This is a genomic window from Citrobacter sp. MGH104 (assembly GCF_001034485.1).
GTDB lineage: Bacteria > Pseudomonadota > Gammaproteobacteria > Enterobacterales > Enterobacteriaceae > Citrobacter > Citrobacter freundii.
In genome coordinates, this window is sequence record NZ_KQ089818.1 from 447904 (window position 1) to 471157 (window position 23254).

19 protein-coding genes are annotated in these 23254 nt (G+C 52.9%); 3 read left to right on the forward strand and 16 right to left on the reverse strand.

Features of this window, described 5'->3' with window-relative positions:
• Nucleotides 1–115: 115 nt before the first annotated feature.
• Nucleotides 116–862 (reverse strand): copper homeostasis protein CutC, encoded by a 747-nt coding sequence (gene cutC / locus SK34_RS02110; RefSeq protein WP_032936856.1) that lies wholly within the window; start codon nucleotides 860–862, stop codon nucleotides 116–118.
• A gap of 2 nt (nucleotides 863–864) precedes the next feature.
• Complete coding sequence (locus SK34_RS02115; RefSeq protein WP_003034677.1) at nucleotides 865–1431, reverse strand: VOC family protein; 567 nt, start codon at nucleotides 1429–1431, stop codon at nucleotides 865–867.
• 238 nt (nucleotides 1432–1669) lie between these two features.
• On the opposite strand from SK34_RS02115, the gene argS reads away from it, so the two are divergent.
• Together argS and mrdA are read left to right on the forward strand one after the other, a co-directional pair.
• Nucleotides 1670–3403, forward strand: coding sequence for an arginine--tRNA ligase (gene argS, locus SK34_RS02120; protein WP_003034673.1), 1734 nt, complete (start codon nucleotides 1670–1672; stop codon nucleotides 3401–3403).
• A 227-nt stretch (nucleotides 3404–3630) separates the two neighbouring features.
• Nucleotides 3631–5568 carry a penicillin-binding protein 2 gene (gene mrdA, locus SK34_RS02125; RefSeq protein WP_048232242.1) on the forward strand — a complete coding sequence of 646 codons (1938 nt, stop codon included), beginning with the start codon at nucleotides 3631–3633 and terminating at the stop codon, nucleotides 5566–5568.
• On the opposite strand, the gene bglB is transcribed toward mrdA, so the two are convergent.
• The 10 genes from bglB to tar all read right to left on the reverse strand — a co-directional run bounded on the left by bglB (nucleotide 5540) and on the right by tar (nucleotide 17061).
• Complete coding sequence (bglB, locus tag SK34_RS02130) at nucleotides 5540–6679, reverse strand: beta-galactosidase BglB (RefSeq protein WP_003034669.1); 1140 nt, start codon at nucleotides 6677–6679, stop codon at nucleotides 5540–5542. The two genes, mrdA and bglB, sit on opposite strands and share 29 nt — an antisense overlap.
• 308 nt (nucleotides 6680–6987) lie before the next feature.
• Nucleotides 6988–7380 (reverse strand): flagellar protein FlhE, encoded by a 393-nt coding sequence (flhE, locus tag SK34_RS02135; RefSeq protein ID WP_048232244.1) that lies wholly within the window; start codon nucleotides 7378–7380, stop codon nucleotides 6988–6990.
• Nucleotides 7380–9458 carry a flagellar biosynthesis protein FlhA gene (gene flhA / locus SK34_RS02140; protein WP_003034666.1) on the reverse strand — a complete coding sequence of 693 codons (2079 nt, stop codon included), beginning with the start codon at nucleotides 9456–9458 and terminating at the stop codon, nucleotides 7380–7382. The genes flhE and flhA overlap by 1 nt, the downstream gene beginning before the upstream one ends.
• The gene (gene flhB / locus SK34_RS02145; RefSeq protein ID WP_003034664.1) at nucleotides 9451–10602 is read right to left on the reverse strand and encodes a flagellar biosynthesis protein FlhB; all 1152 of its coding nucleotides are present in this window, start codon (nucleotides 10600–10602) and stop codon (nucleotides 9451–9453) included. Before flhB ends, flhA begins: the two co-directional genes overlap by 8 nt.
• 158 nt (nucleotides 10603–10760) lie before the next feature.
• A complete protein-coding gene (gene cheZ, locus SK34_RS02150; protein WP_003034659.1) occupies nucleotides 10761–11405 on the reverse strand; it encodes a protein phosphatase CheZ in 645 nt (214 codons plus the stop codon).
• 10 nt (nucleotides 11406–11415) lie between these two features.
• Nucleotides 11416–11805, reverse strand: coding sequence for a chemotaxis response regulator CheY (gene cheY / locus SK34_RS02155; protein ID WP_003034656.1), 390 nt, complete (start codon nucleotides 11803–11805; stop codon nucleotides 11416–11418).
• A 17-nt stretch (nucleotides 11806–11822) separates the two neighbouring features.
• On the reverse strand, nucleotides 11823–12872 hold the full coding sequence (locus tag SK34_RS02160) for a protein-glutamate methylesterase/protein-glutamine glutaminase (RefSeq protein WP_003034651.1): 1050 nt from the start codon (nucleotides 12870–12872) through the stop codon (nucleotides 11823–11825).
• Nucleotides 12869–13741, reverse strand: coding sequence for a protein-glutamate O-methyltransferase CheR (gene cheR / locus SK34_RS02165; protein WP_003034649.1), 873 nt, complete (start codon nucleotides 13739–13741; stop codon nucleotides 12869–12871). The genes SK34_RS02160 and cheR overlap by 4 nt, the downstream gene beginning before the upstream one ends.
• Nucleotides 13742–13760: 19 nt before the next feature.
• Nucleotides 13761–15362 carry a methyl-accepting chemotaxis protein IV gene (gene tap, locus SK34_RS02170; RefSeq protein WP_003034646.1) on the reverse strand — a complete coding sequence of 534 codons (1602 nt, stop codon included), beginning with the start codon at nucleotides 15360–15362 and terminating at the stop codon, nucleotides 13761–13763.
• 43 nt (nucleotides 15363–15405) lie between these two features.
• On the reverse strand, nucleotides 15406–17061 hold the full coding sequence (gene tar, locus SK34_RS02175) for a methyl-accepting chemotaxis protein II (RefSeq protein WP_048232245.1): 1656 nt from the start codon (nucleotides 17059–17061) through the stop codon (nucleotides 15406–15408).
• A 406-nt stretch (nucleotides 17062–17467) separates the two neighbouring features.
• Here tar and SK34_RS02180 point away from each other — a divergent pair, with 406 nt between their 5' ends.
• On the forward strand, nucleotides 17468–18727 hold the full coding sequence (locus SK34_RS02180; protein ID WP_048232247.1) for a dicarboxylate/amino acid:cation symporter: 1260 nt from the start codon (nucleotides 17468–17470) through the stop codon (nucleotides 18725–18727).
• 76 nt (nucleotides 18728–18803) lie between these two features.
• Here the strand turns inward: SK34_RS02180 and cheW are convergent, their stop codons facing one another.
• From cheW to motA, 4 genes are read right to left on the reverse strand one after another with little or no spacing between them, the layout of a single operon-like run.
• Complete coding sequence (gene cheW / locus SK34_RS02185; protein WP_003034638.1) at nucleotides 18804–19307, reverse strand: chemotaxis protein CheW; 504 nt, start codon at nucleotides 19305–19307, stop codon at nucleotides 18804–18806.
• Nucleotides 19308–19327: 20 nt separating this feature from the next.
• Nucleotides 19328–21364, reverse strand: coding sequence for a chemotaxis protein CheA (gene cheA, locus SK34_RS02190; protein ID WP_048232249.1), 2037 nt, complete (start codon nucleotides 21362–21364; stop codon nucleotides 19328–19330).
• 4 nt (nucleotides 21365–21368) lie between these two features.
• Entirely contained in the window at nucleotides 21369–22298 is a 930-nt protein-coding gene (gene motB / locus SK34_RS02195) for a flagellar motor protein MotB (RefSeq protein WP_003034631.1), read from the reverse strand.
• Nucleotides 22295–23182, reverse strand: a complete 888-nt coding sequence (motA, locus tag SK34_RS02200; RefSeq protein ID WP_003034628.1) for a flagellar motor stator protein MotA — start codon at nucleotides 23180–23182, stop codon at nucleotides 22295–22297. Before motA ends, motB begins: the two co-directional genes overlap by 4 nt.
• Nucleotides 23183–23254: the final 72 nt, after the last annotated feature.

Here is a 23254-nt window from a genome sequence, read left to right on the forward strand (position 1 = left end):
CAACACAGTTGCAGACCGAAATATGCAGGAGAAGGAGAAAAAAAGGCCCCTGTTGAAATTGCAGGGGCCTGGTACGAGCAAGCATCATATTGGGCGACATGATGCAACGGTAAAATCAGCTGGCCTGATGGTGTGCAATGATTGCTTTCATTTCAGCAACCGCCGCCCCGTCTACCGCATAGCGAGAATACTCATCCGCCTGCGCATCCGAAGACATCGACAACCCCGAATTGCGATAACGCATTGGTGAAGCCAGCCATACTCCGGCAGAACTGTGGACTTCCTGCACCCCAGCATCAAGGAACAGGGACAAATTCGAGGCGCGAACCCCCGCTCCGGCCATAATGATTGGAGCACCAGGCTGCGTAATAAGTTCCATTATTTTTGTTAAACCTTGCGCCGCATCTGATTTTTGCCCGGAGGTGAGTACTCTGGCGATGCCCAAATCAGCTAATTTTTTAAGCGTATTGAGTGGGTTAGCACACATATCAAAGGCACGATGAAAAGTGACTTGCAGTGAACCGGCGGCGATCATTATTTTCTCCATGCGCGGCATATCGACATCGCCATCCGCATCTAAAATGCCGGTCACCAGCCCTGAGAACCCTAGTTCTCTGACCATCGCTATATCATCCAGCATTGCAGCGAATTCACCTTCGGTGTAACAAAAGTCGCCTCCACGTGGACGAATAATGGGATTGACGGGAATCGAAATGTGCTGGCGAACAGAACGCAAGACGCCCAGCGAAGGCGTTAAGCCCCCTTCTTTGGGTGCCGAGCAAAGCTCAATACGATCCGCGCCGTTTTGCTGCGCCGTGCGCGCGCACTCCATGCTGTAACAGCAGATTTCCAGTATAGTCATGCTCACTCCTGACGTTCGCTTGCCACAATGGTTTCAATCGACCACGGGTGGAATTTTATCGTCACGCTACCATCGCTAACCGCCAGCGTCGGATTCGGTAAACGTTCACGTTCTCCTTTTGGCGAGCTGGTTTTCACAAATATACCAGGTTGACTCAGACCGTGATCGGAAAGCAGCGCCAGCGCTCGCGCATTCAGCGTTTGTGCCTCACCCGGCAGAACAATTTCAATATGTTCCCAGCCTTCATGTGGGTAACGTTTTTCGCCCGGCCACGGCAGTTCGACGATGGAAAATTGCCAATGTTGCACACAAACCGGCTCATGCAGTTTAAAAAGACAAATAGGTCTGCCGTTAATGATGTTTTCTGACAACAATTCACCGCACTGTTCAAACCCGCGACGCCAGCGTTCTGCAGTGGTATTTTGATGGCAACGCAAGGAAATGTGATCGGCTTCCAGGCCTGTGATATCCAGCCCAAGACGGGTAGAAAGTTCCGTTAATGCCTGCGTGAAATGCGGTAAATCTGCAGAAATATCCTGTAGTTCTGCAACGGTTTGCCAGTTCGCCATATTAAAAGCTCATATCCATGTTCAAAGTCGCTAATTTACTCTGTTGCGCTGCGCCATCCAACCGCTGTTTTCTCCGAACACATCATGGATAAATTTACGCCATTGCATGGTTTACATTTCAGGCTACTGGCGGTACACACAATGCTGACGGCAACGGGCATTTGCAGTATACTCCCGCCCTTAATTCTTAAACTGGTGCGGTGAATTTTAGGCCGCTTCATAAATGTAAGGTATTCCGGTGAATATTCAGGCTCTTCTCTCAGAAAAAGTCAGTCAGGCCATGATTGCTGCAGGCGCGCCTGCAGATTGCGAACCACAGGTTCGTCAGTCAGCAAAAGTACAGTTCGGCGACTATCAAGCTAACGGCATGATGGCTGTCGCTAAAAAACTGGGTATGGCGCCGCGACAACTGGCTGAGCAGGTGCTGACTCATCTGGATCTCAACGGGATTGCCAGCAAAGTTGAAATTGCAGGCCCGGGCTTTATCAACATTTTTCTCGACCCGGCATTTCTGGCGCAGCACGTTCAGCAGGCGCTGGCTTCCGATCGTCTGGGCGTCACCCAACCGACTAAACAAACCGTCGTGGTTGACTACTCCGCGCCTAACGTAGCGAAAGAGATGCACGTTGGTCACCTGCGTTCCACCATCATCGGTGACGCGGCGGTGCGTACGCTGGAATTCCTTGGTCACAAGGTTATCCGCGCCAACCACGTCGGTGACTGGGGTACTCAGTTCGGTATGCTCATCGCATGGCTGGAAAAACAGCAGCAGGAAAATGCCGGAGAGATGGCGCTGGCTGACCTGGAAGGTTTCTACCGTGACGCGAAAAAACATTACGACGAAGATGAAGCCTTCGCGGAACGCGCCCGTAGTTATGTCGTGAAGCTGCAAGGCGGCGACGAATACTTCCGCGAGATGTGGCGTAAACTGGTCGACATTACCATGTCGCAGAACCAGTTAACCTACGATCGCCTCAACGTTACCCTGACCCGTGACGACGTCATGGGCGAGAGCCTGTACAACCCGATGCTGCCTGGCATCGTGGCCGATCTCAAAGCCAAAGGCCTGGCTGTTGAAAGCGAAGGCGCTACCGTCGTATTCCTTGATGAGTATAAAAACAAGGAAGGCGAACCGATGGGCGTTATCATTCAGAAGAAAGATGGCGGCTATCTCTACACCACAACCGACATCGCCTGTGCCAAGTATCGTTACGAAACCCTGCATGCCGATCGCGTACTGTATTACATCGACTCTCGTCAGCATCAGCACTTAATGCAGGCCTGGACCATCGTACGTAAAGCTGGTTATGTGCCGGATTCGGTGCCGCTGGAACACCACATGTTCGGTATGATGCTGGGTAAAGACGGTAAACCGTTCAAAACCCGCGCTGGCGGCACGGTTAAACTGGCCGATCTGCTGGATGAAGCGCTGGAGCGCGCACGTCGTCTGGTCGCGGAGAAGAACCCGGACATGCCTGCCGATGAGCTGGAAAAGCTGGCAAATGCGGTCGGTATCGGTGCGGTGAAATACGCGGATCTGTCCAAAAACCGTACCACCGACTATATCTTCGACTGGGACAACATGCTGGCGTTCGAAGGCAATACCGCTCCGTACATGCAGTATGCTTACACCCGCGTACTGTCCGTATTCCGTAAAGCGGATATCGACGAAAGCGCGCTGGCAAATGCGCAGGTGATTATCAACGAAGATCGCGAGGCTCAGCTGGCTGCGCGTCTGCTGCAGTTTGAAGAAACGCTGACCGTCGTTGCGCGTGAAGGTACACCGCACGTGATGTGTGCTTACCTGTACGACGTTGCCGGTCTGTTCTCCGGCTTCTACGAGCACTGCCCTATCCTCAGCGCTGAAAACGAAGAGATTCGTAACAGCCGGCTGAAACTGGCACAGCTGACGGCGAAAACCCTGAAGCTGGGTCTGGATACACTGGGTATCGAAACCGTAGAACGTATGTAATTACCTCAAGTAATGTGGAAGCCCGCGCTATGTCGCGGGCTTTTTTATTTTCCCTGACCCGTTCTCATGGCAGCGCAATCAGGCCTACGAGAAGCGGCGACGTTCACTGTAATTTGTAACAGCCCACAAGGAATGACACATTTCCCTAGAGATATGGAACATTTTTTGCCTGTCATCCCGTTTAAGCCTCCGTATCATTAGGCGGCGAATTAATCGGGTACGGGTCAATGACATTCAGAGATTTTGAGGCGGAAGAAAAACTCTTTCAGCGGCGTGTGTTGGTGGCCTTTGGCCTGGTGGTCATCTGTTTTGGCATCCTGATTTACAATCTGTATAACTTACAAATCTGTCAGCACCAGTATTACACCACCCGGTCGAATGCAAACGATATCAAAATGCTACCCGTCGCCCCCACACGTGGCATGATTTACGATCGCAACGGCATCCCGCTGGTGCGCAACGTCACCTGGTACGATATTTCCGTTACGCCTTATAAAATCAGTGATATGAATGCGTTAATCCAGCAGCTCACGCCCATCGTTGACCTCACTCCTGATGATATTGATCAGTTTCGCCATGAGCTAAAAGCCAGCAGCCGTTATCGTCCGGTCGTGCTAAAAAATGCGCTTACCGATGTGGAAATCGCCCGTTTCTCGGTAAACCAGTTTCATTTTAGCGGCGTAAACATCAATAGCTACGAAGACCGCCAGTATCCCTATGGCGCGGCGCTGGCACATGTCCTTGGCTATGTTTCAAAAATCAATGACAACGACCTGAAAGCTCTGGATCAAAAGGGTCAGGCTGAGAACTACGCCGCCGATCACAATATCGGTAAGCAAGGTATTGAGCGCTATTACGAAAATGAACTGCATGGAAAGACCGGTTATCAGGAGGTGGAAGTAGATAACCACGGACGCATCGTACGCCTGCTCAAAGATGTGCCGCCCGTTGCCGGTAAAGATATCCATCTGACGCTGGATTTACATTTACAGCAATATATTGAGAGCTTGTTGGCTGGCCAGCGTGCCGCCGTTTTGGTTGAAGATCCACACGACGGTTCTGTACTGGCGATGGTCTCAAACCCCAGCTATGACCCTAATCCGTTTGTCAAAGGCATTAGCTATCAGGACTATAACAAGCTACTCCAGGATAAAGACCTGCCATTAATCAACCGCGTCACACAGGGATTGTACCCCCCCGCTTCAACGGTCAAACCGTATATGGCGATGTCAGCATTACTAAACGGTGTGATCACGCCGCAGACCAGTTTCTTCGGTGCTCCTACCTGGACGCTACCCGGCACCGAGCGACATTACCGTGACTGGAAAAAAACAGGCCACGGTATGCTGGATGTCACCAAAGCGATAGAAGAGTCTGCCGATACGTTCTTCTATCAGGTAGCGTATATGATGGGGATCGACCGGATTAACAGCATGCTCAGCCAGTTTGGTTACGGTAAACCGACCGGCATCGATCTTGATGAGGAGTATAACGGCCTGCTCCCGAGCCGTGAATGGAAGCAAAAAGTGCATAAAAAAGCCTGGTATCAGGGGGATACTATCTCAGTTGGCATCGGCCAGGGCTACTGGATTGCCACTCCTATCCAGATGGTCAAAGCCATGGTCGCACTGATTAACAACGGCAAGGTTATCGTCCCTCACCTGCTACTCGATGAAGAAAATGGCAAAACCTTCACGCCGTATCAGGCTCCAGAAGCACCGTCACAAATCGCCTCAGCCTCGTCACCCTACTGGGGACTGGTGCGTCAGGCGATGTTCGGCATGGCGAATGAACCAAATGGTACAGGTTATAAGTTCTTTCACACAGCACCTTACGGCATTGCGGCGAAAAGCGGCACCTCGCAGGTCTTTAGCCTGAAAGAAAATCAGACCTACAATGCGAAGATGATCCCTGTCCGCTTGCGCGACCACGTGTTCTATACCGCATTTGCGCCCTATAAGAACCCGAAGGTCGCGGTGGCGTTAATTCTGGAAAACGGCGGCAGCGATGGTGTCACCGCCGCGCCGGTTATGCGTCAAATCATGGATCATCTCTTTGCCCCGCAGGACAACACGGTACACACAGTGACGACTCAACCATCAGGTCCGATAGCGTTAGCGCCATCGAATACCGATATCAAAAATACTTACGCAAGTATTCGGTAAGACACAGCATCGCCATCGCTTGTCCGTAAGGCATAGAAGTCCGAGGGATGTTGCGGTAGAAATCGAGATTGTGTCCCATCCCGGTGCCAAACGAGGTGTGCAGCAGTTCACCTTCCGGTGAAATATGCTGCACAATGCCACGAATGGCTTTTTCGGCCACCAGCGTATACTCTTGCCCAACATAGCGTTTACGTACAGCTTTGAGGATCCCATAAGCAAATCCGGCAGTTGCCGATGCTTCCAGATACGACTGCGGGTCGTCCAGCAAGGTATGCCACAACCCACTTTCATCCTGGCATTTCGCCAGCGCCGCGATTTGTGCGTTCAGGACCTGTACCAGATAGCGGTGAACGGCATTGTTTTCTGGTAAATCAAGTAATTCGAGGAAGTCCGGGATCACGATAGTTAACCAACTGTTGCCACGCGCCCAGCGGGCATTGGCAAAGTTATGATTTCCTTCATAGCTCCAGCCGTGGAACCACAGCCCCGTGTCTTTATCCATCAGGTTTTGCACGTGCAGCAGGAACTGATACGTTGCCTCTTCGATGTAGTCAGGGCGATTGAGTAACTTGCCAATCTTCGCCAGCGGTAGAACCGTCATCATCAGCGTGTCATCCCACATCTGCTGGTGGTTTTCTTCCGCCAGCGTAATGTGTTGCATACCGCCGAACTCGGTACGCGGCATCTCATGCATTGCCCACTCAGCCCAGCTGTCGAGCCACGGTAGATACGCTGGATTACGCGTCTCTTCATAGCGATACGCCAACGTTAAAAATGGCGCCATGGTGTTAACGTTTTTGGTGGTTGCACCTTCAGCAAAGCGATCGGCAAACCAGCTATCGATGATATCGCGTATCGTTTCATCGCCGGTTTGCAGATAGTACTGATACATCCCGTACAAGCCGACGCCGTGCGTCCACTCCCATCCCGCCCAGCCTTTGGTATCAATTACGCGTCCATCGTCCAGACGCAGCAAGAACTCACCAGTTTCGTCATGAATATTGACCAGGTTATGCGTCACCTTTTTGATCAGCGTTTTTAATTCATCCCTGGCAATAAAATGTTCTGGCTGGCGCAACAACGGGCTATGTTTAACCGGGTAAACAATCATTTACTTAACCTCTGTCAATGTCGGATTCAATGCTGTGACCTGCCCCTGTTGCGGCGCAGCAGCTGTATTTGGGAGGCCCCGCAATCCTCGCTTTGACAATGGGCATCCTTATAGGGGCACAGTAAAAGCAAACAGGAAGCGAAACCTTTCTATTTCTGCCAGAAGGATTCGTGAAATGGCAACAATACAAAGAGTCCGGCAACGTACGTCACCTATTTTATAAAACTGCGTTTCTATTTAATTGAATGAGAGGCTGGAGTGTTGAAACAACCAGCAGTTTCAACTGCTGGTCTGAATGACGGAGGGTGTTAACGGTAGTTCACAATCACCTGATTGCTCTGAATGCGTAACGCGGGGATCAGGCGACCACCGCCGGGGACTTCCCAGACAAAATGCATCGGTTCAATGGCCGGAACATTATTGAACCCGTTGGTGGTCCCACTTTGCCCGTCCAGCTCGACACAACGGGACTGAGAACATAAACGCACCCGCAGACCTGCGGGCGTGGGGCCATTCAGCTCATAGCGCCAGGCTACCAGCGTCATTAAGCCTGAGACCGGCTGGCCAGGAACCAAAGGCGCAGACGAGGCTGACTGGCCACGGTAATTTAAGATGATCCCCATACCGCTTGCCTGCCAGGCCCCTTCTCCGGCGGCCTGCGCCACCAGAGGAAAAAACAACAACCACAGTAACTTGCGCATTATTTACCTCCAATGGTCGCCGTCATGCGGATATGGCGGTTATCGGAAAGCTCCATGTTCGATAACACCACCAACTGCGGGATGCTGCGACGTAAAAACCGCGCCAGCAGCGGACGCAACGCGTGATTAACCAGCAAGACCGGCGGCGCGCCCAACATTTCCTGCCGGGACAGCGCTTCCTGTGTTTGGGCCAGCAGGCGGTCTGCAAGCCCAGGCTCCAGGCCTCCCCCCCCCTGCAGCGCTTGCAGCAGCAAACGCTCGAGCGGAGTATCAAGACCGATAACCTGAACCTCTTCATTCCCCGGGAACCACTGCTGAGTGATGGCGCGTCCCAACGCAACACGGACGACCGCGGTAAGCTCATGCGGATCGTTTTGCAGCGGCGCATGTTCCGCCAGCGTTTCAAGAATGGTGCGCATATCACGAATCGGTACTTTCTCGTCCAGTAAGTTCTGCAGCACTTTATGTAGCGTGGTGAGCGTCACAACGCCCGGCACCAGATCTTCCGTCAGCTTTGGCATTTCCTGCGACACTCGATCCAGTAACTGCTGCGCTTCCTGACGGCCAAACAGCTCAGCGGCGAACTGGCCAATCAGGTGATTTAGATGCGTAGCAACAACAGTACTGGCTTCAACCACCGTAAAGCCCTGAATCTGCGCCTGTTCTTTCAATGCGCTTTCAATCCAGATAGCGTCCAGTCCGAAAGCCGGATCGACCGTTTTCTCGCCCGGCAGCGACCCGGCAGCAGTACCTGGGTTAATGGCCAGCCAGCGTCCCGGATAGGCATCACCGCTGCCAATTTCTACCCCTTTCATCAAAATTCGATAGCGGGCCGGCTGCAGATCCATATTGTCACGGATGTGTACCACCGGCGGCAGGAAGCCCATATCCTGAGCAAATTTCTTACGAATACTGCGAATTCGCCCCAGTAACTCGCCATCCTGCTGAAAGTCCACCATTGGGATCAGGCGATAACCTACCTCCATTCCCAGCGAATCTTCCAACTGCACGTCGTTCCACGTGGCTTCCACCACGGAGTTGTTTTCCGGCATTTTCACCGGCTGCGGTTCATCTGGCGCTTTTTGCTCACGACCGCGCATCCACCAGGCCAGGCCCAGCAATGCGGCAGTAAACATCAGAAACACCAGGTTCGGCATGCCCGGAACCAGGCCCAAAAGTCCAAGTACCGCCGCACTGAGCAACATGACACTAGGATTGCTGAACAGTTGGGTCACCATCTGTTCGCCTACGTCCTGGTCGGTACTCACGCGGGTCACGATAACGCCCGCCGCGGTAGAGATAACCAGCGCAGGAATTTGTGCCACCAGCCCGTCACCGATGGTCAGCAGGGTATAACTTTCCGCAGCGCTGCCCATGCTCATACCATGCTGCAACACCCCAACTAACAGACCGCCGACTACGTTGATCACCATGATCAAAATACCGGCAATGGCGTCTCCACGGACGAATTTACTCGCACCGTCCATTGAGCCGTAAAAATCCGCTTCCTGGGTCACTTCCGAGCGTCGTTTTTTAGCTTCATCTTCGCCAATCAGACCGGCATTCAAATCCGCATCAATCGCCATCTGCTTGCCGGGCATACCATCCAGCACGAAGCGCGCGCCAACCTCGGCGATACGCCCTGCACCTTTGGTGATTACCATAAAGTTAATGATGACGAGAATCACGAAGACCACGATGCCGATCGCAAAGTTACCGCCCACCAGGAAGTGACCAAAAGCTTCAACCACCTTCCCCGCCGCCGCCGCGCCGGTGTGTCCTTCCATCAAAATGATACGGGTCGACGCAACGTTCAGCGCCAGGCGTAATAATGTGGTAAACAGCAAAATCGTCGGGAATGCGGCAAATTCCAGCGTACGCTGGGTGAACATCGCCACCAGCAGCACCATGATCGACAGCGCAATGTTAAATGTGAACAGCAAATCGAGGACGAAAGCCGGCAGCGGCAGCACCATCATCGACAGGATCAGCAGGATGAGGATCGGTCCGGCAAGGATTTGCCATTGCGTGGATTTCAGGTTGCTGGGCAGACGCAGCATCGCGACCAGATTAGCCATCAGTATTCTTCTCGTTCATGAAATCCAGTGCTTCAGGCACCGGAAGGTTTTCAGGTTGTGGTGGACGTTTGCCGCCAGCCAGACGCCAGCGTTTTAGCTGCCATACCCATGCCAGCACTTCGGCAACGGCGGCATATAATTGACCCGGTATTTGCTGACCAATTTCAGCATGGCGATAGAGCGCACGCGCCAGTGGTGGCGCTTCTAACGTAGGGACACGGTGCTCTGCGCCAATTTCACGAATGCGCAGCGCAACCAGCCCGGCCCCCTTAGCGACAACTTTCGGCGCACTCATTTTGTTCTCGTCATACTTCAACGCCACTGAGTAGTGCGTAGGGTTAGTGACAATAACGTCTGCTTTTGGTACATCCGCCATCATGCGACGCTGAGCGGCCGCGCGCTGCATTTGACGAATTTTGCCCTTAACGTGCGGGTCACCTTCGCTTTGCTTAAATTCGTCACGGATATCCTGGCGCGACATGCGCAGCTTTTTCAGATGGCTGTAAATCTGGAAAAAAACGTCGAATCCCACCATCGGAATGACACCAAGCACCACCAACAACGCGCACATGCCGACTAAATCCAGGGCGTTGCCCATCGCCGTAATCGGAGATTCCGCCATCAGCCGCATCATCTCTGGCCACTTGTGCCAGAGATAAAACCCGGCCACGCTGCCCACTAACGTCGACTTCAGTATCGCTTTGAGCAGTTCTGCGCCGGTTTGCGCGGAAAACATGCGCTTAATGCCCGGCAACGGATTCAGCTTAGAGAATTTGGGTTGCAGGGATTTACCGCTGAAAATCAAGCCGCCAAGCATCACCGGGGAGATTAATGCCACCAGAACGACGCCGGTAATCAACGGCAACAGCGCAATCATCGCGTCTTTAATCAGCAGGATGATTTGGCTGAGGATCAGGTTTGGATCGTTAACCATACTGTGGTCAAAACGTAATCCGGCCGACAGCATACCGGCCAGTCTGCGGGCAAGCGACTCCCCGCCAATCCAGATAATACACACGCCCACCAGCAAAATAAGTAGTGAGGTTAGCTCTTTGGATCGGGGGATCTGCCCTTCTTCCCGCGCTTTTTCAAGTCGGTGGGGTGTGGGGGCTTCTGTTTTGTCGTCGTCGCTTTCTTCTGCCACGCATCAGACCCTGGATAGAGATATAGGCGAGAATGATGCCAGAACAGCTATCCAGCAATGGGAAGAGTAAGCGGTAAAAAAGACGGGATTTATGGCTTTAAGCAGAATTGCGCGTAAGCCGGATGAGAGGCCCACGCCTCACATCCGGCAAATACTCATCAGAACCCGAGGCTATCCAGCAGGTCGTCAACCTGATCCTGGCTTGCCACTACGCCAGCTTTCGAGGCGTCAACCTGCGGGCCGTTCAGCAAGCTTTCGTTTTCACGTTTAGGACGAGCGCCCTGTTCCGGAATGTTTTCCAACAGAACCATCAACAGCTGACGTTCAATTTCCTGGATAACATCCATCATGCGCTTGATGACCTGTCCGGTGAGATCCTGGAAATCCTGCGCCATCATGATGTCCAGCAACTGGGCATTGGTAAAGCTGGTATGTCCGGGCACATCACCAAGGAACTGACGGGTATCGGTGACCAGTTCACGAGCGTCTGACAGTTCGATCGGATTTTCGAACCATTCATCCCAGCGTTTGGTCAGGTCTTTGGCCCCTTTTTCCATCGCGTCCTGGTGCGGCTGCGAAGCTTCGACGCTGTTCAGCGCGCGCTCTGCCGCCTGAGCGGTCATCTGTACAACGTAATCGAGACGATCGCGGGCATCGGGAATTGCTTCTGCCGCTTCGGCAATAGCCTGATCCAGCCCCAGTTCACGCAGGCTGTCGCGCAGCATTCGGGTCAAACTGCCGATGCGCGCGATGATGTCCCCTGCAGAGTGTTCGTCAGCAGGTTTAATTTGTGGTTGCATCATCATCACACCCTCACATGCCCAGTTTCTCAAAGATTTTATTCAGTTTTTCTTCCAGCGTCGCCGCCGTGAACGGTTTCACGACATAGCCACTGGCGCCTGCCTGTGCCGCCGCAATGATGTTCTCTTTTTTCGCTTCTGCCGTGACCATCAGCACCGGCAGAGAAGCCATCCCACCATCTGCACGGATGGTTTTCAGCAGTTCCAGTCCATCCATGTTCGGCATGTTCCAGTCAGAAATAACAAAACCGAATCCCCCTGCCTGTAGCTTGTTCAGCGCATCCACGCCATCTTCAGCCTCTTCAACATTGTTGAATCCCAGCTCTTTAAGCAGGTTACGCACGATGCGACGCATGGTGGAAAAGTCATCCACAACCAAAAACTTAAGCTCTTTATCCGCCATAAAAATAAACTCCTGATTCAAATACGTATTGCCTGTCCGGCACTAATTTTCACCAGCATTTGCTGGCTCACCTGGCTAAGATCGACCACTTCGCTTACGCCACCCATATTGATGGCCTCGCGCGGCATGCCGAACACCACACAACTTGCTTCGTTTTGCGCAATGGTCCAGGCACCCGCCTGGTTCATCGCTAACATTCCGGCTGCACCATCGTTGCCCATACCGGTCAGGATCACCCCAACGGCATTACGCCCCGCATGTTTCGCCACCGAATGAAACAGCACATCCACTGAGGGCCGGTGCCGGTTAACCGGCGGACCGTCATGAATTTTGATTTGATAGTTCGCGCCGCTGCGCGCCAGCTCCATATGCTTGTCGCCAGGCGCGATATACGCATGCCCAGGGAGAACGCGCTCTCCGTCCTCTGCCTCTTTTACGGTAATCTGACACAGTTTGTTCAGACGTTCGGCGAACGATCGGGTAAATCCTGGCGGCATATGCTGGGTAATAAGAATACCGGGACTTGAAAGCGGCAATGGCTGGAGTACATGGCGAATTGCCTCTGTTCCTCCGGTTGAGGCGCCGATGACCAGCAGTTTTTCTGAACTGAGTAATGGCCCCGTTTTCAAGGTCGTCGGTGCCGCCAAGGGTTTGTGGGCGGCCAGTTTTGCCCGCGATGCGGTGCGGATTTTCTCCGCAATCATCTCGCTATACGCCAGCATGCCTTCGCGGATCCCCAACTGAGGCTTGGTGACAAAGTCAATCGCCCCCAGTTCCAGGGCCCGCAGCGTGACCTCAGAACCTTTACCGGTCAGTGAAGAAACCATAACCACCGGCATCGGACGCAGGCGCATCAACTTCTCAAGGAAATCGAGGCCGTCCATGCGCGGCATTTCCACGTCCAGCGTCAGGACGTCGGGATTGTATTTTTTGATTAAATCCCGGGCGACCAACGGATCCGGCGCCGTCGCCACCATTTCCATATCACTGTGGCTGTTAATAATTTCGGTCATGATTTGACGCATCAATGCAGAATCATCTACCGACAACACCCTGATTTTACTCATGCTTTATCCTTACCTGGCGCATGCGCATACACGGTCTGTCCACGCAGGCTAAACTCGCGCACAAGGTTGCTAAAGTTTTCTGAATGACCTGCAAACAGCAGTCCGTCAGGTTTAAGAAGTGGAACAAAACGGTGCAAAATGTCCTGCTGCGTCGTTTTATCGAAATAGATCATCACGTTACGGCAAAATATGGCATCAAAAGGGCCTGGCACGTTGTACTGCTTATCCAGTAAATTGACGCTGGAAAATTCAACATGACCTGCCAGTTCCTGCCGAACGCGTACCAGCCCTTCATGCGGACCGGTACCGCGCATGAAATAACGCTGCAACTGCTGGGGTGACAGCGTCTTTAGCTCATCGAGGCGGTAAATGCCGTTTCTGGCCTTTTCCAGCACTTCGGTATCAATGTCGCTGGCAAAAACGCGCCAGCGGCCCGGTGCCATACCTAAGGTATCGGCAAGCGTAATCGCAATGCTGTAGGGCTCTTCTCCGGTTGATGCCGCCGCGCTCCAGACGCGGTATTCACCGCTGCGCCGACGAGCATGATCTGACAGCACCGGAAAATGATGCCCTTCGCGAAAAAATGCGGTCAGGTTGGTAGTCAGGGAGTTAATAAAAGCTTGCCACTCAGCACTGTTCTGGTTAGCTTCCAGCATGCTGAGATAGCGACCAAAGTCATCCAGCCCCAGGGTACGCAAACGGCGGACCAGGCGGTTATAAACCATGTCCCGCTTGTGGTCGGCCAGTACGATCCCTGCACGCTGGTAGATTAATTGACATATCCGACGAAAATGCGCGTCAGACAGCGCGAGGCGCTGTGTCATCTGTAACAATAATGACGTTTGCCCGGTGGGCAGAGATGATGTCATAGCGCCTTCTCAATCACATTCAGGATACAACGGACGCAACCTGCGGCTGCGCCAACTCTTGTTTTGCTACGGTTTGCTCTTCAAGCTTGAAAAATGCGACACAGGCGGAAAGATTATCGGCCTGTGTGGCGAGTTGTCCGGTGGCGGATGCGGCTTCTTCCACCAGCCCGGCGTTTTGCTGCGTCACTGAGTCCATCTGGCTGACGGCCTGCGCCACCTGCTCAATGCCTCTGCGCTGTTCATCGGATGCCGAGGCAATCTCGCCCATGATGTCGTTAACCCGGGTCACCGAACTGACAATTTCCGTCATCGTGCGCGACGCCATATCCACCAGTTGCGAGCCCTGATGCACCCGGGTGACTGACTCCTCAATGAGCCCCTTAATTTCTTTCGCCGCCTGCGCGCTACGGCTTGCCAGATTACGCACTTCACCAGCGACGACGGCAAAACCACGCCCTTGCTCCCCTGCCCTGGCGGCCTCGACCGCGGCATTCAACGCCAGGATATTGGTCTGGAAGGCAATGCTGTCAATCACGCCGATGATGTCGCCGATTTTCTGCGAGCTGGCAGAAATCTCATGCATGGTGCTGGCAACCCGGGACGTCTGCTCGCCACCTTTATGCGCTGTGTCTGCCGCACTTTTGGCGATCCCTGACGCCTGGCGCGCGTTATCAGCGTTCTGGCCGACAGTGGCGGTAAGTTGTTCCATGCTGGCTGCCGTTTGTGCCAGCGCGGCCGCCTGCTGCTCGGTTCGCGAAGATAAATCGTTATTGCCCATCGCGATTTCTGAAATACCGCTATGCATGGCTGAGCTGCCCTGACGAACGTCATTTACTGTTTCGCGTAATGCCTTTTGCATCTTCTGCAGGCTGGCAAAAATGGCCGAGATCTCATTGCGCCCATAAACCGCTACTGGCCGTGCCAGATTCCCAGCGGCAATACTGTCGAAATGGCTGCCAATAATCGCCAGCGGCTGAACAATCATCTTGCGTGACCAGAACAGCGCACCGCTGGTGAGCAGTGCTGCCAGGACCACCATGGTGGCGAAAATCACCCCCGACATATGGTAATTGCGCTGACTCTGCTCTCCTGCCGTTTGCAACACGCGGTCGATGTTGCTCTGCCACGCATTCACATTCGCATCAAAAGCATCTTGAGCCGCCTGCACCGGCGCGGTCAGAAAATCTGACAGCTGATTGTTTTCAAGCCAGGTGGCCTGATGCGCGAGATCGCTGTGCCACTGGTTGAAACTTTTCTCCGTCGCGCTAAACAGCGCCTTGCCTTGTTCCGTCGAATCCGACGTCGCCATAAAGCGTTTAAACATCAATTCAGACTGCGCCAGGCTGTCGCGCGCAAGAGTCATCAGGGTTTTGATGTCCTCTGGCGGATAGCTCAGGGCGGTCAGCGTCCCTGCCTTATTAAGGGCCGTACTGGCCTGTAATAACACAGCGCGGGTTTGGGCCAGCGCAGCGCGTTGCTGATTACTCCGTTCGACCTGATTCAGGTTCTGAAAACCGTCCCGAAATGCCCAGAAGGACAAGCCATTACTGCCAATCTGCAAAACACCGCAGAGGATTAAAATCAAAAACAGCGTGGTCGAAATTCGAATACGATTAAACATCAACGCTCCCATCAGGCGGCACTGGCCGCGGTTTAACTGTCAGTCAAAATGTTTCCCAATTCGTATCTTGTTCAATGCTCTGGCGCGGATAGGAGGCGCTCGGCGCTGCAGGTAATCGTGTATCGCGTGGTTTTGTCGAGGCCGGACGTGACGCAAGGCGGAAAGTCGATACCGACTGCGTCAGGCGACTGGCCTGTTCTTCAAGAGCGGCCGCTGCGGCAGCCGATTCCTGTACCAAAGAGGCGTTCTGCTGCGTAACGCGATCCATTTCAGAGACCGCGAGCGCAACCTGATCAATCCCCCGGCTTTGCTCGTCGGAGGCCGAGGCAATCTCACCCATGATATCGGTCACCCGCGTCACGGCATTGACGATGTCGTTCATCGTTTCCCCAGCGCTTTCTACCAGTACAGAACCGGTATCAACCCGGGAAACGGAATCTTCAATCAATGCTTTAATCTCTTTCGCCGCCTGCGCACTGCGGCTTGCCAGATTACGCACTTCGCCCGCCACCACGGCAAAGCCGCGGCCTTGCTCACCGGCGCGTGCAGCTTCAACCGCCGCGTTCAGTGCGAGAATGTTGGTCTGAAAGGCAATGCCATCGATGACGCTAATGATGTCGGCAATTTTCTTCGAGCTATCGGCAATTTCGTGCATGGTGTTCACCACGCTATCAACCACTTTGCCGCCATGCTGCGCGGTATCCGAGGCGCTTTTCGCCAGTTGCGAGGCCTGACGCGCGTTGTCCGCGTTTTGCTTCACGGTTGCGGTCAGCTGTTCCATGCTGGCTGCGGTTTCTTCCAGCGCTGACGCCTGCTGTTCCGTACGAGATGAGAGGTCCGTGTTTCCGCTGGCAATTTCGCTGGTACCAGAATAAATCGCATCAGAGCCTTCACGCACCAGAGTGACGGTTTCCGTCAGCGAGCGCTGCATATGATCAACCGTACTGGCCAGCTCGCCGATTTCGTTACGACCACTAACGGCGAGAGTTGCGGTCAGGTTACCGCTGGCGATTTCCCGAATATGGGCAATAACACGGGACAGAGGATTAAGCAGGGTATGACGGATGCCGTACCAGACCACCACCAGAATCAGCACCAGCACTACGGCCAGCACGCCAAGCTGCCATTGGGCGAAATGGTAATCCCGCGCGCTTTGATCAAATGCCTGAACGTAAAGCTTTTCGCTAACGCTGGAGTACTTGCCCAGCGCCTCGCCGAGCGCGTTTTGCATTCCCTGCGTAGGCTGCGCAAAGTAGGCGTCCATATTGCCGCTTTCCAGAAACTGAACCAGTTCTGCCAAGGCCGCATGGTACTGCTGATATTTTTCCTCAATGTTGCCGCTGGCTTCTGCCATTTCCGGCAACGGTGTGATGTTTTTAAATTTTGCGTAATGCGTTTCAGCCTGCGCCAGCGATGTTTTCGCATTCTTCAGCAGATCGTTTTTGGCGCTGCTTTGCTGGTTTGACGCATCCATCATCATGCGCGCAGAAGAACGGCTTAAATTGATTCGTGTTTGCAGCATCAGATCCCATGTTGAGGTGAGTTCACTTTGCTGCTGTCGAAGATCGTTAGAAATAACAAAACTTTGCTGATTCTGCTGCAATGAAGAAAACAACAGACCACCGGAAACAAGCTGTAGCAGTGCGAAAACCCCCAGCACCATCATCAGCATTGTGACAACGCGGATACGGTTAAACATAAGGCACCTTCCTGAAAACGAGTTACCAACGTTATCGGCAGTGGCAGAGATAACTTTACGTTTGCAAAAAGGAAATCCTGAAGGGATGTGAAGCCTGGCGAGGGGAAGGTAAAACAGGTGTGCAGCAACCACAAATTATTCACATAAAAACATCATAATTATCATGCAAATAACATTCATACTCATCGGTGAGCACGGCCAGATTGGCTGAAATACACTTTTTTGTGTGATTTGGATCACACATACGCATCGTAAATACCACAACAAAATGGATAAAAAATTAAAAAAAGTTGTATCCGCTTACGCTTTAATCCAATTTATATGATGAATACTTCGTTACCACTTAATAAGTATAAAAAATGAGTAACCGATCAATAAATGTTAAATCCTTACTGAGGGCTTTTTAGTGGCAAATGCAAACAAACTCACGTTGTTTATCGTGATCTTCATGCTGGCGGGGATCCTGTCGGGTGCGGTGATCCACTCTTATGCCTCCCCCGGCGTTGTGACCGCCTGGGCCGATAATATTACGCTTCTCACCGACATCTTTTTACGTCTGATTAAGATGGTGATTGCGCCTTTAGTATTCAGCACCCTGACCGTTGGTATTATGCGCCTGGGGGAAACATCCACCATCGGTCGCGTGGGCGGCAAAGCGATGATCTGGTTTATCAGCTCTTCTGTATTGTCTATTCTGGTCGGTCTGTTTGTGGTTTCCCTTGAGCAACCCGGGAGCGGGTTAAACCTTACGATCCCGCTGGAAGCCACCGACACCGGTCTGGCCGTAGGCGGCATGAGCCTGAAAGGTTTTCTGACACATACCATTCCAACCAGCATAGCCGAGGCAATGGCTAACAATGAGATCCTGCAAATCGTGGTGTTCTCAATGTTTTTCGGTATTGGTGGAGCATCGCTCGGAGAGAAATTTAACGTTCCGCTGGTTGCCGCGCTGGATGTGGTTTCCCACATTATGCTGAAAGTGACCGGCTACGTGATGTACGTCGCGCCGCTGGCAATTTTTGCCGCCATCTCTTCCGTAATCTCTACCCAGGGTCTGGGGATCCTGCTTAACTATGCATCGTTTATCGGCGGCTACTATGTGGCGATTTTGCTGACCTGCCTGGTTCTGTTGGCGGTGGGTTATGTCATGCTGAAAAAAGAGGTCTTTCGCCTGGTGAGCATGCTGAAAGACCCGGTTCTGGTCGCATTCACCACCAGCAGCTCTGAGGCCGCTTATCCGAAAACGCTGGAGCAATTAACTAAATTTGGCTGCTCACCCAACATCGTGTCATTCGTGCTGCCTATCGGTTATTCGTTTAACCTGGTCGGTTCCATGGTCTATTGTTCATTTGCCTCCATGTTTATCGCGCAGGCCTATAATATTCACCTCTCTTTCGCAGAAATCACCGTCCTGATGCTGACGCTGATGCTGGCGTCCAAAGGAATTGCCGGTGTGCCGCGTTCAGCGCTGGTGGTACTGGCTGCAACCATCCCGAGCTTTAATATTCCGGTTGCCGGGATCCTGTTACTGATGGGAATTGACCACTTCCTAGATATGGGACGTTCAGCAATCAACGTATTAGGTAATGGGATTGCAACGGCGATGCTGGCGCAGGATGAAGGTTTACTGGAAGAAGAACCTGAGCTGGTTGAGCGGGAAGCGTAAGAAGGAAATCTGCCGGATACGCTACGCTAATCCGGCCTACAACAGCAATCATTGTAGGCCGGATGAGTTATGGCGATTATGCGACGTGGGAAGCGGCAATATCCAGCAGCGCCATTTCTTCGCTGTTCAGCAGCTTCTCAATGTTGACCAGGATCAGCATCCGGTCACCCAGCGCACCCAATCCCGTCAAATATTCCGTCGACAGCGTGACCGCAAACTCCGGTGCCGGACGGATTTGATCCGTTGTCAGAGACAGCACATCCGAAACGCCATCCACCACAATCCCAACCACCCGCTGACCCAGGTTCAGCACAATCACCACGGTGTTTTCGTTGTAATCCACATCGCTCTGGCTAAATTTCACGCGCAGGTCGACGATAGGCACAATCACACCACGCAGGTTCGTGACGCCTTTGATAAACGCAGGCGTGTTAGCGATGCGCGTCACCTGATCATAACCACGGATTTCCTGCACTTTCAGGATATCGATACCGTACTCTTCATCCCCCAGCGTAAACACGAGGAATTCCTGACCTGACGGTTCGCCGGCCAGTTTAGTTACATTACTCATACCGGTCATATTCTTCCCTTCTCACTCAATCAGGCGGCTGTGATCGCCACACGTTGTTCGCGGTTTAATCCCTGCAATGCAGAGACATCGACAATCAGCGCGACGCTGCCGTCGCCGAGGATCGTTGCTGCAGAAATACCTGGCACTTTGCGGTAGTTGCTTTCCAGGTTTTTGACCACTACCTGGTGTTGACCAATTAATTGATCGACCAGCAGCGCATAGCGACGCCCTGCACTTTGTAAAATAACCACAATGCCCTGAGTCGCTTCAGTTTTAGCGCCTTCAACCTCAAAGACTTTCCACAACTCAACCAGCGGTAAATATTCGCCACGCACTTCCAGAACGCGTTCGCCTCCGGCCAACGGATGGAGATCTTCTTCGCGCGGTTGCAGCGATTCCATAACGGCATTTAGTGGCAGAATGAAGACCTCATCCGCCACACGCACGGACATCCCGTCGAGGATCGCCAGCGTCAGCGGCAGCAGAATGCGAATAGTGGTCCCCTGTCCCTGTTTGGACTGGATCTCAACATGGCCGCCCATCTCCTGGATATTTCGCTTCACCACATCCATACCCACGCCGCGTCCAGAGACATCCGTCACCTGTTCGGCGGTCGAAAAGCCTGGAGCGAAGATCAACATACCCACTTCGTCATCGCTCATGTTTTCGTGGATCGGCATGCCCTGGGAGATAGCTTTGGCCAGAATACGTTCGCGGTTCAGGCCAGCGCCATCATCGGTCACTTCAATACAAATATTCCCACCCTGGTGCTCCGCGGAAAGCGTCAGATTGCCGATTGGGCTTTTGCCGGATTCAAGGCGTTTTTCCGGCAGTTCGATACCATGGTCGAGGCTGTTACGCACCAGGTGCGTCAACGGATCGATGATGCGTTCAATCAGGCTCTTATCGAGTTCGGTTGAGCTACCTACCTGCGTCAGCTCGACCTGTTTACCCAGCTTACCGGCCAGATCGCGCACCAAACGAGGGAAACGACTGAACACATACTCCATTGGCATCATACGAATCGACATCACCGACTCTTGCAAATCGCGGGCGTTACGTTGTAACTGACCCATGCTGGTGATGAGATCGCCATGATTGACGGGATCCAGTTCGTTAGATCGCTGGGCCAGCATCGACTGGGTGATCACCAACTCACCGACCAGGTTAATGAGCTGATCGACCTTCTCAACCGCTACGCGGATGCTGGTCGACTCGCTGGCGCGGGCTGGTTTTTCACGCTCCGCGCGCCCATGTGGCGCTTCACTGGCGGCGGCTTTCACCGCTGGCGCAACGACAACCGGCTGCGGCTTCGCGACAACGGCTACCTCTTCAGTTTCAACGGTCGCGGGCGCTGCGCTGACGGTTTCGAATTCAATTTGGTCAGCTTCAATGACAAAGCAGAGTACTGCAATGATGTCATCTTCTGCGAGGTTGCCATCAAGCGTAGCTGACAGCGTGTCGCTTCCTTTTACCACATCGGTTAAGGTCGCCAGGTTCCCCAGTTCCTCTTCCAGCAAATCCACTTCGCTGGCTTTCAGACGCGAGAGAGTAATGCGTTTTTTGCTCTCTTCACTGGCGAGTTCAGGCTTTGCAACCGCCTCTTCCTGCATAGAGGTGCTATCAACAACGCTCAGTTTTGCTGAGTTGACAACTGACGGTGCGGTTTCACCTTTCGCTTCGAGCGCTAACTGCCGTAACGCCTGGCAAATGTACTCAAAACTGTCGGCATCAGGCTCCACTGAGCTTTTATAGGCGTCGAGCTGTTCCTGCATAATATCTTTCGTTTCCAAAAACAGGTTGATAATGTCGGCATTGAGCTGCATCTCGCCACGCCGCGCTTCATCCAGCAGGTTTTCCATCAGATGGGTCGTTTCCTGCAAAATGGTAAAGCCGAAGGTGCCCGCCCCGCCTTTAATCGAGTGCGCTGCACGAAAAATGGCATTCAGCTGTTCGGAGTCCGGGGCTTCAGGAACCAAATCAAGAAGGTGTTGCTCCATATCAGCCAACAGTTCGTCAGCTTCATCAAAAAATGTCTGATAAAAATCGCTAATATCCATGCTCACGCTATCACCTCGGATTGGCTGGTGGCGATGTGGGAACGCTTACCGGCGGGAGTTCCGCTGGCCGTTGTAAGACACTTACCGGCTCATTCTGGCTTTCAGCGTTTTCATGCAAAATGGCCTCTTCTGCCTGCTTATTGAGAACCAGCAGGCTAATACGGCGGTTGATAGCGTCTTCAGGACCGCGATCGCTCAGACGCATCGTGGCGGCCATACCTACCACACGTAATACTTTTCCATCATCCAGACCGCCGCTAACCAGCTCGCGACGCGATGCATTTGCGCGATCAGCAGACAATTCCCAGTTGCTGTACCCTTTCTCACCATTCGCGTAAGGGTAATCATCCGTGTGACCGGAAAGGCTGATCCGGTTAGGGATCCCGTTGAGCACTGGTGCAATCGCGCGCAGGATATCGCGCATGTACGGCTCAACTTCAGCACTACCGGTCTTAAACATTGGGCGATTCTGACTGTCGATAATCTGTATCCGCAGCCCTTCCTGAACTAAATCAATCTTTAAATGCGGACGCAGCGCTCGCAGTTTGGGATCGGATTCAATCAGTTGATCGAGATCGCCACGAAGTTTGCTCAAGCGGCTCTGTTCCATACGTTTTCTCAGGTCATCAATATTCGGCTGCTTGTTCACCTCACCCTGCTGCTGGGTGTAATCATCCCCGCCGCCTGGAATCGGGCTTTGGCTATTCGAAATACGATTTCCCCCGGTCACCGCGGTGGCCAGCGGTGTACGGAAATATTCGGCAATCTGGATCAATTCTTTAGGGCTGGAAATAGAAATGAGCCACATCACCAGAAAGAAGGCCATCATCGCGGTCATAAAATCGGCGTAGGCGATTTTCCACGAGCCATGCGCCCCACCACCGTGATTCTTATGTTTGCGTCGCTTTACAACGATAATGGGATGGGCCTGATTTTTCATGCGTCCTCGGTCGTCTGTTGCGCAGTTGGATTTCTCACCGCACGAACATGTTCTTCCAGTTCGATAAACGAAGGACGTTCGCTGGAGTACAGAGTCTTACGACCGAATTCAACGGCAATCGGCGGCGCGTAGCCATTCAGATTGGAGAGCAGCGTTATCTTCACGCACTGCATCATTTTGGTTGTTTCAGCGCTTTTCTGGCGCAGAACGCTGGCAAGCGGAGAAATAAATCCATAGGCCAGCAAAATACCGAGGAATGTTCCCACCATCGCATGCGCAATCAACGCCCCCAGCTCTGCTGCCGGGCGATCGGCAGAAGCCAGTGCATGCACAACCCCCATAACGGCCGCGACGATCCCGAATGCCGGCAGTGAGTCGCCGACCATCGCCAGACTATTCGCCGGAACTTCGGCCTCACTCTCATGAGTCTCAATTTCTTCGTCCATCAGCGCTTCAATTTCAAACGTATTCATATTGCCGCTGATAATCAGGCGTAGATAATCGACAATAAAATCAAGCATTACGGCATCGGCAAGAATGCGCGGATAGCTAGCGAAGATTTCACTTTCTTTTGGGTTTTCGATGTCGCGCTCAAGCGAGAACATGCCCTGTTGACGTGACTTGGCCATCAGGCGATACAGGAGCGCCAGCAGATCCATATACATCGCTTTGGTGTATTTCGAACGACGGAAAAGCAACGGGATCGCTTTCATCGTCCCTTTGATGGCTTTCCCATTATTGCCGACGATGAATGCCCCAATACCCGCGCCACCGATAATCACCAGCTCAGCCGGTTGATAGAGTGCCCCAAGGTGTCCGCCGGTCATCATGTAACCGCCGAAAACTGTACCAATAACAACCAGGTAACCTAATAAGATAAGCACGACATCATCCTTTCGCAATTGACTATGACAGGATGCGCAGTCGGGCAATTAACGTAAGGTCAGGACAAAAAA

Excerpts from the sequence above, each read along its gene's own strand:
- cutC (WP_032936856.1), bottom strand. The coding sequence starts at position 862 with ATGACTATACTGGAAATCTGCTGTTACAGCATGGAGTGCGCGCGCACG.
- SK34_RS02115 (WP_003034677.1), bottom strand. The coding sequence starts at position 1,431 with ATGGCGAACTGGCAAACCGTTGCAGAACTACAGGATATTTCTGCAGAT.
- mrdA (WP_048232242.1), top strand. The coding sequence starts at position 3,631 with ATGACATTCAGAGATTTTGAGGCGGAAGAAAAACTCTTTCAGCGGCGT.
- bglB (WP_003034669.1), bottom strand. The coding sequence starts at position 6,679 with ATGATTGTTTACCCGGTTAAACATAGCCCGTTGTTGCGCCAGCCAGAA.
- flhE (WP_048232244.1), bottom strand. The coding sequence starts at position 7,380 with ATGCGCAAGTTACTGTGGTTGTTGTTTTTTCCTCTGGTGGCGCAGGCC.
- flhA (WP_003034666.1), bottom strand. The coding sequence starts at position 9,458 with ATGGCTAATCTGGTCGCGATGCTGCGTCTGCCCAGCAACCTGAAATCC.
- cheZ (WP_003034659.1), bottom strand. The coding sequence starts at position 11,405 with ATGATGCAACCACAAATTAAACCTGCTGACGAACACTCTGCAGGGGAC.
- cheY (WP_003034656.1), bottom strand. The coding sequence starts at position 11,805 with ATGGCGGATAAAGAGCTTAAGTTTTTGGTTGTGGATGACTTTTCCACC.
- SK34_RS02160 (WP_003034651.1), bottom strand. The coding sequence starts at position 12,872 with ATGAGTAAAATCAGGGTGTTGTCGGTAGATGATTCTGCATTGATGCGT.
- cheR (WP_003034649.1), bottom strand. The coding sequence starts at position 13,741 with ATGACATCATCTCTGCCCACCGGGCAAACGTCATTATTGTTACAGATG.
- tap (WP_003034646.1), bottom strand. The coding sequence starts at position 15,362 with ATGTTTAATCGTATTCGAATTTCGACCACGCTGTTTTTGATTTTAATC.
- tar (WP_048232245.1), bottom strand. The coding sequence starts at position 17,061 with ATGTTTAACCGTATCCGCGTTGTCACAATGCTGATGATGGTGCTGGGG.
- cheW (WP_003034638.1), bottom strand. The coding sequence starts at position 19,307 with ATGACCGGTATGAGTAATGTAACTAAACTGGCCGGCGAACCGTCAGGT.
- motB (WP_003034631.1), bottom strand. The coding sequence starts at position 22,298 with ATGAAAAATCAGGCCCATCCCATTATCGTTGTAAAGCGACGCAAACAT.